The sequence below is a fragment of the Pseudobacteroides sp. genome (genome assembly GCF_036567765.1).
Taxonomy (GTDB): Bacteria; Bacillota; Clostridia; order Acetivibrionales; family DSM-2933; genus Pseudobacteroides.
The window spans coordinates 97,615-109,009 of the sequence record NZ_DATCTU010000036.1 but is presented as its reverse complement, the minus strand read 5'-3'; the positions used below and the strand labels follow the sequence as shown (position 1 = coordinate 109,009).

11 protein-coding genes are annotated in these 11,395 nt (G+C 35.5%); 4 read left to right on the top strand and 7 right to left on the bottom strand.

Features of this window, described 5'->3' with window-relative positions:
* Both VIO64_RS06975 and VIO64_RS06970 read left to right on the top strand, forming a co-directional pair.
* Positions 1–429, top strand: a 429-nt coding sequence (locus VIO64_RS06975) for a hypothetical protein (RefSeq protein ID WP_331916540.1), incomplete at its 5' end; no start/stop codon positions are given.
* A gap of 82 nt (positions 430–511) precedes the next feature.
* Positions 512–2,869 carry a dockerin type I domain-containing protein gene (locus tag VIO64_RS06970; protein ID WP_331916538.1) on the top strand — a complete coding sequence of 786 codons (2,358 nt, stop codon included), beginning with the start codon at positions 512–514 and terminating at the stop codon, positions 2,867–2,869.
* Positions 2,870–3,224: 355 nt separating this feature from the next.
* On the opposite strand, the gene VIO64_RS06965 is transcribed toward VIO64_RS06970, so the two are convergent.
* Entirely contained in the window at positions 3,225–3,824 is a 600-nt protein-coding gene (locus VIO64_RS06965; RefSeq protein ID WP_331916536.1) for a zinc dependent phospholipase C family protein, read from the bottom strand.
* 258 nt (positions 3,825–4,082) lie between these two features.
* Here VIO64_RS06965 and VIO64_RS06960 point away from each other — a divergent pair, with 258 nt between their 5' ends.
* Both VIO64_RS06960 and pstB (VIO64_RS06955) read left to right on the top strand, forming a co-directional pair.
* A complete protein-coding gene (locus tag VIO64_RS06960) occupies positions 4,083–4,913 on the top strand; it encodes an alpha/beta hydrolase (protein ID WP_331916534.1) in 831 nt (276 codons plus the stop codon).
* Positions 4,914–4,983: 70 nt separating this feature from the next.
* Positions 4,984–5,787 carry a phosphate ABC transporter ATP-binding protein PstB gene (gene pstB / locus VIO64_RS06955; RefSeq protein WP_331916532.1) on the top strand — a complete coding sequence of 268 codons (804 nt, stop codon included), beginning with the start codon at positions 4,984–4,986 and terminating at the stop codon, positions 5,785–5,787.
* Here pstB (VIO64_RS06955) and VIO64_RS06950 read toward each other — a convergent pair.
* The 6 genes from VIO64_RS06950 to pstA form a co-directional block, all read right to left on the bottom strand.
* Positions 5,784–6,167, bottom strand: coding sequence for a hypothetical protein (locus VIO64_RS06950; protein WP_331916530.1), 384 nt, complete (start codon positions 6,165–6,167; stop codon positions 5,784–5,786). The genes pstB (VIO64_RS06955) and VIO64_RS06950 overlap by 4 nt on opposite strands.
* A gap of 157 nt (positions 6,168–6,324) precedes the next feature.
* Positions 6,325–8,115 carry a two-component system histidine kinase PnpS gene (pnpS, locus tag VIO64_RS06945; RefSeq protein WP_331916528.1) on the bottom strand — a complete coding sequence of 597 codons (1,791 nt, stop codon included), beginning with the start codon at positions 8,113–8,115 and terminating at the stop codon, positions 6,325–6,327.
* Positions 8,112–8,825 (bottom strand): response regulator transcription factor, encoded by a 714-nt coding sequence (locus VIO64_RS06940; RefSeq protein WP_331916526.1) that lies wholly within the window; start codon positions 8,823–8,825, stop codon positions 8,112–8,114. The genes pnpS and VIO64_RS06940 overlap by 4 nt, the downstream gene beginning before the upstream one ends.
* A gap of 29 nt (positions 8,826–8,854) precedes the next feature.
* Positions 8,855–9,637: a phosphate signaling complex protein PhoU gene (gene phoU, locus VIO64_RS06935; protein WP_331916524.1), complete on the bottom strand. Its 783-nt coding sequence runs from the start codon at positions 9,635–9,637 to the stop codon at positions 8,855–8,857.
* A gap of 50 nt (positions 9,638–9,687) precedes the next feature.
* On the bottom strand, positions 9,688–10,446 hold the full coding sequence (pstB, locus tag VIO64_RS06930) for a phosphate ABC transporter ATP-binding protein PstB (RefSeq protein WP_331916522.1): 759 nt from the start codon (positions 10,444–10,446) through the stop codon (positions 9,688–9,690).
* 59 nt (positions 10,447–10,505) lie between these two features.
* Entirely contained in the window at positions 10,506–11,393 is an 888-nt protein-coding gene (pstA, locus tag VIO64_RS06925) for a phosphate ABC transporter permease PstA (protein WP_331916544.1), read from the bottom strand.
* Between the last annotated feature and the right edge of the window lie 2 nt (positions 11,394–11,395).

The window sequence follows — 11,395 nt, the reverse complement described above, 5'->3', positions numbered from 1 at the left end:
GAATACTACAATAAATCAAAACTTTTCACATTAAGCAGGGACAGCATGATAACGCCGGATAAAGCAAAGCCTGATTACAACACATGGAAGTTTTCCTATTTCATTCCCTATAATGCCAGGATAGTTAAAAAAGATAGTGCTACTCCTGAATTAAGTTATGAAAACAGGTTTACCAAGCTTTTGGTAGTATTTGATATAACAGGATACAAGGAATACGGAAGCGGCATAAAAACACTGGAATTCTCAAAGCTTGAAAATGGCTGGGCCCAGGGAAAGGGCAGCATATATGGAGAGAACTTTCCTGTAGACAGCGACCTGCTTTCAGAACAACCGCCGTACAATGACGAGCTTAGATACCATGGACAGATTTTCTGGTATGATTTGAAATCTACTGTGATGGACGACATATCCAGGGGCAGGAAGTGGTAATGTATATAAGTAATTAAAATTTTATCACTATAATAAAGATAAATTGATTGCTTTAATTGGAGTATTAGGGGGAGGTTTACAAATGAAACAGAAAGCAAAAATAATGCTACTAGCCGCAAGTGCACTAATAGTTTTTTCATATATGTCCATCTCTATAATAGCTGAAACAAATATAAATGAGACCTCGAGAGGAAAATGGATGGCAGGGGATTTCCACAACCATACATATCTCACCGACGGTAGCTATAGTGCTTCTGATGTTGCCAGGAATGCTTTTGAAAATTTTGGCTTGAATTGGATGGCTAACTCGGAACATGGAGGGTATACATACAGGGATACTGGAGGTAATTATTTACCGATGCCCGTCCCAAGGTGGATATCGTTAAAGGACTACTCTTATCCCGTTGTTCAAAACTTAAGGAAAACTTACAGTGATAAATTACTGGTACAGGGTGTTGAATGGAACGTACCGACACATGATCATGCAAGTATAGGAATTGTTTCAGATGAGCCTACAGCGATAAGCGATTTTGAATATATGTTTGATGCCTCAGATTCAGATACAAGCAGAAGCGGTGAGGGACTTACAAAGGCAAATGTGACACATAGTGATGCAGTAAATGCTGTAAAATGGCTAGGGCATAATTACCCTAAAACAAGTTATTTTATCATTAACCATCCATCGAGGGTATTTGGTTATTCAATTTCCGATATTCGTGACTTTAATAATGCTGCACCCGATGTAGCATTTGGTTTTGAGGGTATTCCAGGTCACCAGAAATCTGCAGTAAGAGGCGAATACCCGTATGCCAATTATAGGGGAACTACTTACGGTGGTGCAGACTATATGATTGCAAAGGTGGGCGGAGTATGGGACGCTTTGTTGGGAGAGGGAAGACACTTCTATAATTTCATAAATTCAGACTTTCATTATAATGCCGGAGATTTCTGGCCTGGTGAATACGCTAAGAATTATACCTGGGTAGATAAGCAAAATGATTATAATGCCATTGTTGAGGGCATGCGTTCAGGAAGAAGCTTTACCGTTCAGGGAGATCTAATAAATGTACTTGAATTCACTGCAAGCAGTGGTAAGAAGGTTGCACAAATGGGTGGTGACCTAATGCTTTTACCGGGAGAAAACGGAAAATTAACCATTAAGTTTAAGAGTCCAGTAACAAATAATAATGGGGACAAGCCGTCTGTTCACCATATAGATCTTATTGCGGGCGACATAACCGGAGCGGTGCAGCCAGGCACACCTGAATATAGAATGGATAGGAATGATTCTACAAAAATAGCTGCCACTTTTACGTCTAAGGACTGGATTGTTGATCAGGATGGATATAATGTTATTACTTATGACCTGGGCAAAGTAAGCAAGAGTCAATATTTCAGGTTAAGAGGAACCAATTTGGAGCCAGGAATACCAAATCAGACTGATGTGCAGGGAAACCCGTTGGACGATAAACTTTTAGGGATAAATGATGCCCGGACCGCATATCAGGATCTCTGGTTTTACTCCAATCCCATATTCGTAAGAGTTGAAAGACCGAGCCTTACACTAAGCAGATCAATAGCATGTCCCGCCAAGGAAACATCTATAAATTTATCAATGGACAATTTGAATCAATTGGCTGGGATAAAGATGAAATTAACATATGACCCAGGCATGTTATCTGTAAAAAGCGTTGTTTTAGCAGATCAACTTGCTGCAAGTGTTGTAAATACCTCCGTTCCAGGTGAAATACATTTTAATGCAATAAACACAACTGGTATATCGACAAAATCCCTGGATATAGGTACTTTTACATTTAGGGTTAATTCGGATATTGGATCTCAGAATTTACCGATTAATTTACCCATATGCGTTGCTGAAGCAGAAGCGTGCGATATTAGAGGACAAATCATTAATCTTACAGCACATGATGGGGCAAGAACTATTGAAAAAAAAGTTCTCCCCGAAGCAAGGGATGTTACATTTACAGGTGAAGCAGTTACAGGAGGTGTATTAGCAGCCCGGTACCGTTATATAGATGGAAAGAACAGGCCTGAAACTGGCACAACTTTCAGATGGCTGGCTGCTGACCATGGTACAGGCAATTATATTCCCATAAAAGGTGCTGAGACAAACATAATTACTATCACAAAAGATTTGGCAGGAAAAGATATTAAAGTAGAGGTTACTCCTAGGAATGCTGAAGATACTGGTGCTGCTGCAGCAGGTGATAATGGCAGGAACTTGGTAATCAGACTTGGGGATGTAAATAAAGATGGAAAAGTAAGTTATATAGACGCACTGCTGACCATGCATTTAATAACAGGAAAAATAGATTTAGATTCACAGTCAAAAGCGGCAGCAGACTTAAACAGATCAAACGAGGCAGATATAAACGATGTTGTTAGAATACTAAGATCTGATGTTGGCCTGGTACCGTAAGTTATTTTAAAACGTTTTTTAAAATAACAAATATTTGTGCAATAAAATTATTATTATGCAGGGTTCTACTTGCTGTGTTTATATGTAAATTCTCCTGTAAATTGACTTTTTAACTTAACTTTTTTTATAACTCATCTAAGGTTATTCTTTTGTTGAAGTAAACTTCCCAGCAGTGAAATTACTTTTATGCAAAGATTATACAACTCGTATTCCATATCCCACCTCATTATGGTTCGATAAGACCAAACAAATTTATAACAAGGGCGGAGATGTTCAAGATTATTTCAAAGTGTTTTGAGAAATTTTGAGAAAATGCCTTGATACCTTTTTTGAGCCTAAAAATAGTGAAATTGGGCTAACAAGCTGCGGCATTGACTTGTGCTAAATCAAAGCCGCAGCTTGTGTGTATCAAGTTATATACAATATAGATAAAAACTGATGATACCGTAGCAATTGTGAAGTTAAAATCATTTAACATACTATGCTCAGTATTTAAGTATTCCATATGTTTGTTATCTATATATTCATATAAGTTATTGTTAATTTCAATAAGACTGTCTTTAATACTGATTTTCATAGTATCTATATTTTTTTTGAAAAAATACTTAAGGCGATTTTCATAAATAAGATGGGGTATTGGATTTAAATATTTGATATGGTTGTGTGCACTGCAAAAATAATCGGATATAAGGTGGATTACTATACCGAGCTTATAGGATAACAGGTGTTTTGTGGCATTGCCGTAATAAGGATCTTTGCTTGTAAGAAACTCAAGGTTTTTATTAAGGAGATAACTGGAATGGGTTTTGGTATGAGGGATTATAATCATAGACGGCTTTTTATCCGGTGCAATGCTTCCTAAGAGAAGGCTTTTATAATCTAGCGGGACGTAAAGAGCTGAATTTGTCAATTTGTAAAGTCTGTCTGCTATAAGTTCATGAGTATCACAAAGCATGGGTATTCTCCTTTCATATTGTGTAACTACACATTTTAATCCTGATGTTATATTTATAACAGACTAATAATAACCGGGCTTTAAGTTTGTGTAAAATTTAATTTAAGAATTGAAATTATATGGGTAATAATATTAAATGAAAAGAGATTGATATTACTTTAATAAAATGCTGAATATTAACATTAATCAAATAGTAATTTAACAAAGCACTAGTAAAATATAGTTATCAATCAGCTATGGAATATGGAGGTTATTCTTATGAATAAAGAAAATAGAATTTTAAATAATGTTTCAATAGATTACCCATTTATAAATGATGAGGATTATTATGCATCTAAAAAATATCCAAAAGGGGAGTTGATTAAAGATATTTCCATTTCAAGTAAGTTTATGGGTCAGGATATGAATTTTAATGTATACATTCCATATGGCTTTAAAGATGAAAAAATAAATAATTTTATATATGTAATTGATGGAAGTCAGTATCTTGAGTATGGAAATATGAATACAACTGTGGATTTTCTTATGTATGAAGGATATATTCCAAAATCAATTATCGTATTGATAGATCCTTGTGAAAGGACCAATGAACACAAAATAAGTTATAACTATATAAAATATATAAAAAATGAGTTAATACCTTATGTAGAAAGTACCTACACAATATGCAGGGATTACATAAAAAGGACCATGATAGGTGCTTCGTGGGGTGCCATGACAACAATGTATATAGCAATGACTTCAGATAACTTGATAGACAATGTTATAACACAGTCAGGGTCCTTCTGGGCAAAGGATTGGATGATTTTTGACATTATTAATGAAATGGATAAAAAAGATATAAATTTTTGCATACAGACCGGTGTAAAGAATGATACCGAATTCATGAATGAAAGGATGAGTAAAATTCTAAAAGACAAAGGATACAATGTTGTTTACCAGAAATTTAACGAGGGACATAACTGGAGTAACTGGAAAAACCATCTTTCCGAGGCATTGATTGCTGTTTTTGATAATGAAAATAATGAAGCTTATGAAGACGAGGAAGATAATATGGATTATATTATGGAAATATTATCATTTGATTAATGATTAAGGATGATTAAAATTGGAACATAACACATAACTTATATCAACGTTGACAAATGGGGGAGCATTTATGCAGAACAATTCAGCAGTGAAAGTTGATGATCAAATTAATGAGGAATATGGAGTAAATGTTTACAACCTTAATGTGTGGTACAAGAACATCCAGGCGTTAAAGGATATAAATATTGATATAAAAAAGAATAGTATAACTGCGTTTATAGGACCTTCAGGATGTGGCAAGACAACACTGTTAAGATGCTTGAATAGGATGAATGACAATATTAAGGGCTTCAGGCTTGAAGGCAGGGTTTTAATTAACGATAGGGATATCTATAAAATTAACAAGCTAAGTGAGTTGATTGAATTAAGAAAAAAAGTGGGAATGGTATTTCAGCAGCCCAATCTGTTCCCAATGTCAATCTTCAGAAATATGAAGCTTCCAATTAGAGAAAATCTAACAGGCTTATCGGGCAAAGAGATTAATGATTTAATAGAAAAAAAGCTGAAGGATGTACATATTTATGATGAGATAAAGGACAGATTGGATAAATCTGCATTAAGGTTATCCGGGGGGCAGCAGCAGAGATTATGTATAGCAAGAACAATTACCATTGGTCCTGAAGTAATACTGTTTGATGAGCCATGTTCTGCATTGGATCCCATATCTACTATGAAAATTGAAGACCTTCTTACAGATTTAAAAGAGAGATATACTATTGTAATTGTAACTCATAATTTAGAGCAAGCAAGGAGAATCGCAGATTATGCAGCTTTTTTCTACCAGGGGCAGATTGTAGAACAAGGAACAAACGAGGACATTTTTATAAATCCCAAAGAAGATCGGACAATCAGATATTTGAGCGGTAAGTTCTAACTTGTAACATCCTTTTTTCTTCTTAGAAGGCATTTCAATTTAAACAGCATCTCATCCAAATTTACGGGTTTTACCATGTATTCATCTGCACCTAATTCTATCGATAAAATCTTATCAAATTCATCTGCATGTTCCGACAACACAAGTACTATCGAATCTTTAAGCCTGATATCGGATTTTATTTCCTTAATCAGATCAAATACTACAAAGCTGCCTTGGGATACAGAATTGATTATTAGTATGTCGGGCTTTTTTAGTCTTGCTTTATCAAGACCGGGCTTGGGTTTTGAAGAGAAAAAAAGCTTAAATTTGTTTTTCTTTAGCTCATGCTTCAAAAAAACACTGTACCTATCACTACCTATCAAAATTATTGAGTGCATTTTTATCTCCTTAAAAGTAAATGGCTAATTATATTATTATATAAGCATGTTAAGAGAGTATTGACTTGATGTAAATTTGTAAACTCAAAATAATATAGAAGTTAAAAGTTCCATATATATGTGAAGCCTCAGATTAATCTGAGGCTTCACAGCACTTTTAAGAAGGTATTTGTATAGTAAATTCCGTACCCGATCCAGGCTTGCTGGCAACCTTGATATTTCCGTTATACAGGTTAACAATATGTTTTACTATTGATAACCCGAGTCCTGTACCGCCCATGTTCCTTGATCTGCCTTTGTCAACCCTGTAAAAACGCTCAAAAATACGTGGGATATGTTCTTCATCAATTCCAATTCCCGAGTCCCTAATTATAAAAGTTACTTTACCTTCTGCCTTTATGACCTTTACATTTACTGTGCCGTTCTCTATATTATATTTAATTGCATTATCAATAAGATTAATAAGCATCTGTTTTATTCTGTTTTTATTAGCATTTATAGAGATATTGTCCATAGCTTCAAAACTGAGCGTTACACCTTTTTTGGCTGCAACTCCTTCCAATATGTCATAGATTTCTTTTAGTGTATCATTTACATTATGGGAGGTGATGTCTGAATCATTATTCTTATTCTCAATTTCAGATAGTTGTAAAATATCATTTATGAGGCTTGAAAGCCTCTCAGATTCAATATCTATTATATCCAGAAATTTTACTGCAACGTTTTTATCATCAATAGCTCCAGCTTTTAAGGTCTCAATAAATCCTCTTATTGAGGTTAGGGGAGTCTTAAGCTCGTGGGTAACATTGGATACAAACTCAGTTCTTATTTGCTCCAGCTTTTTTATATTGGTTATATTATGAATTGTTGCAATACCACCGGCATTAAGCTGCTTTACGTTGTTAGACTTTATGGGACTTGTATAAATCCTTAAAGTCTTATCATCAGGAGGTCCCATAACTACTTCAGTCAAAAGGGGGATATTCTTATCCATACTTTCTTTTAAGAGATTATTTATCTGGCTGTTCCTGACAAGCTCGATTATATTCATTCCAATTATTCCAGGGCCGTTTTTAATTCCGAACATTTCACAGGATACTGAATTTATTAGTATAATCTTAAATTGGTTATCTACTGCTACCACGCCGTTAATCATACTGTTTATAATGGAGTCAACCTTTATGTTTTTATCGTTCATTTCAGCCAAAGTGGTTTCAAGCTTTTCAGCCATGATGTTAAATGTGTTTGCCAGATCTTCTATTTCGTCGTCACATTTTATATTGGCTCTTCTTGAAAAGTTTCCTTCCGATATTTCTTTTGTAACATCTATTAGTTCGTTTACCGGCTTGGTAATCATATTGGAAAAACGAAAGGCTAATACGGTGGTTAAAAGAATTCCGGCTAATATTCCTATTCCTGTGTATATCAGTATTATCTCATCGATTCTCTCTAGCTGAATCAGCGGCACTGAAACCCTTGTTATTATCTCCTCAGATGGCATTGGGACGGCAATATAAAGGAGGTCCATTTTCATATCTGTACTATACCTGACATCTTTTCCTATATTTCCTTTTAATGCTTCCTGTACTTCTTTTCTGTTGCTGTGATTATCCATACTCAGATAATCTTTTTCAGATTCTCCTATTACATTTCCGTATTTATCTATGAAAGTCACTCTGAAATAGTTGTCTTTATCTTTTAAGGGGATGGCTTTATCTCCAGGATATAAAACGTCTGCATACTGCCTGGCACTCTTGTTGTAATCAATAGGAAGACCCAGCTTCCTGTTTTCCGACAGCTGAAATTGTATAAGATGTGCTGTGTTTTTTAGTTTTTCTTCCAACTCGTTTTTATAATATTTCTGTGAGATTTCAGATGTTAAAAGTCCCGTTATAAATACGCCGATAACTGTTAAAACTAGATAATACAGAAATATTTTTTGCTTCATTTATTGGTTGCTCCTTTGTCATTAAATCGATAACCGATCCCTCGTATTGTTTCAATATAAACAGGGTTGCTGTCATCGTCCTCAATTTTTTGCCTGAGATACCTGATATGAACATCTACTGTTCTGGTTTCACCGTAATAATCGAAGCCCCAAACCTTTTCAAGCAATATTTCTCTTGATAGAACTTTGCCTTTATTCATTATCAGAAGCTTTAAGAGTTCAAACTCCTTAAGGGGCAGGTCAATCAATCTATCATCCTTAAATACTTCACGCCTGGTGCAATCCATGGATATATTTCCATAGCTTATAATTTCTGAACTGTTTTCTAAAGAGATATGAACTCTCCTAAACAGTGCCTTTACTCTGGCCACCAATTCTCTGACACTAAATGGCTTTGTAATATAGTCATCTGCCCCAAGCTCAAGGCCCAGCACCTTGTCGAATTCTTCATTTTTTGCGGTTAGAATTATTACAGGTATAGATTTGGTGCGTAAGTTTTGCCTTAGTTGCCTGCAAACTTCCAGGCCATCAATTCCTGGAAGCATAATGTCTAAAATAAATAGGTTGGGAACGTTGCTTTTGCACTCTTCAATCAGCTGTTCGCCTGTATCAAAGGTAATCACCTTATAGCCGTTAGCCTCAAGATTGTATTTAATTAGCTGTTGTATATTTGCTTCATCTTCAACAGCAAATATTAGTTCTTTGGACATAATTGTACCCGCCTCCGACAAATTATACATTAATTCTTATGATCCATGTCGATATTACTGTTTTTGTTATCGTTATTTTCTATTTTATCTGGATCAGCTCCTGCATTAAAATCTATGAATGGGTTATTTACACTGTCGTCTTTGTTTACATGTCGTGACAGGTGTTCATGTTCACCGGTTATTATGAAAGCAACCCACTCTCCTATATTGGTAGCATGATCTGCCATTCTTTCAAGGTACTTGGCTATAAACATAAAATTGATTGCCTGCTCAATGGCCTGAGAATCATTTTTCATAATGTTTATAAGTTCCAATATTATTTTAAAGAATAGTTCGTCTACTTCATCATCACTTTCGCAAACTTCTTGTGCAAGGGGTAAATCAAGCTTAATATAAGAATCAATTGATTTTTTTACCATTTGTTTTGCCAAATCAGCCATTTTAGGTATATCAATCAAAGGCTTTATATATTTTTCGTTAGCCATCCTGATTGTAATTTCTGCAATATCTGACGAATGATCAGCTATCCTTTCCATATCCGTTATGATTTTTAATGCGGTGCTGATAACTCTCAAGTCTTTAGCTATAGGCTGTTGTCTTGCGATAAGGTTCATGCATTTACGCTCAATGCTTCTTTCCATATCGTCAATAATGTCATCATTTTTAAATACAGTTCTTGCCATGGCAATGTCCTGTTTTTTAAGAGCAATCATTGTATTATCTATTGATTCTTCTACAAGGCTTGCCATTTTTATCAGATCATGGTGTAAGTCTTCCAATTCCCTATCAAAAAAATGTCTAGTAGTAACCATTTCCTGCACCTCTCTATACTAATTAATTAGTTATGATATTGTATATTATCTTATCCGAATCTGCCTGTAATATAATCCTCTGTCCTTTTATCAGAAGGCATATTGAATATCTTTTCGGTTTCATCATATTCAACTATTTCTCCAGTTAGAAAGAAAGCGGTATTATCGGAAATTCTTCCTGCCTGCTGCATATTGTGTGTAACAATAACTATTGTGTATTTTTCCTTTAATTCATCAATAAGATCCTCAATTTTTAATGTGGAGATGGGATCAAGGGCTGAAGTTGGCTCATCCATAAGAACCACTTCAGGCTCTACTGCAAGGACTCTGGCAATACAAAGACGCTGCTGCTGGCCTCCTGAAAGGCCTAGAGCACTCTGTTTCAAACGATCCTTGACTTCCTCCCACAGGGCAGCATTTTTTAAGCTTTTTTCTACAATATCATCTAGCTTTGACTTGGACTTTATACCATGAATTTTAGGGCCATAAGCAATATTGTCATATATTGACATGGGGAATGGATTGGGCTTCTGAAAGACCATTCCGACCCTTTTTCTCAAGTCTACTATATCAAATTCTTCATAAACATTCAAATTCTCAAGGTATACTTCCCCGGTAATTTTGACATTGTGTATAAGGTCGTTCATCCTGTTTAGTGTTTTTAAAAAAGTTGACTTTCCACACCCGGAAGGCCCTATTAATGCAGTAACCTTATTCTCTTCAATTTCTACGTTTATGTTTTTTAAAGCTTGATTGGTTCCGTAGAACAGATCAAGATTTTTCGTATATAGTTTAAGATTCTTTTTCAATACAATCAACCCTTTATAAAAATATTTTATACTTTACCCTATTATGATGGCTTTAAGCATTATGAATTTCCGGCAAATTTATTGTTGAGGTACTTGCCTAAAATTCTTGATGCTATATTGAATACAAATACAGAAATAATGAGCACAGCTGATGCACCATCAGCCACTAACCTTGCATCGGGTGCTGTTCCCTCCGAATTTACCTTCCAGATAAACACTGCCAGCGTTTCGGCAGGTCTCATTGGATTTAGGGGGGAGGAAGAATCCATGGGATTGAAGTTTGTAAAATCCAGGGGATAACCGCTTACTCCTGATGTGAATATCAGTGCAGCAGCTTCACCGAATACCCTTCCTGAAGTTATTATTAGACCAGTTACCAAACCTGGTATGGCACATGGTATCAAAACCCTAACAATTGTCTGCCAGTGGGTGGCACCCAATGCAAGACTTGCTTCTTTTACGGAATGGGGAACATTTCTTATGGAGTCTTCGCTTATTCTAGTGATTACAGGCAAGTTCAAAATAGAAACAGCAAGTGCACCCGAAAGAAGGTTAAATCCCCAACCTGTTTTTTGTACAAAGATAAGAAAACCAAATAGGCCAATAACAATTGAGGGCAGAGATGCCAAGGCTTCGATACAAAATCGGATCATTTTAGTCAGTCTTGTTGGTTTTGCATACTCAGCCATATATATTCCTGCAGATAGCCCTATTGGCAAGGTTATTGCCAAGGATAGAACAACAATATAAATTGAGTTGAAAAGTGGTGGACCAATGCCGCCTCCGGCCTCAAGTGAATTGGGAGCTGATGTAAGAAAGTGAAGATTGAGCCTGCTTCTGCCCTGATATATCAGGTATGCTGCAAATAGAACAAGAAGCAGTATAAGCAGTGCCGCGATTATATAAAAAACAGCTGTAGCTATTTTATCTGTAACTCTTGGCTTGATAA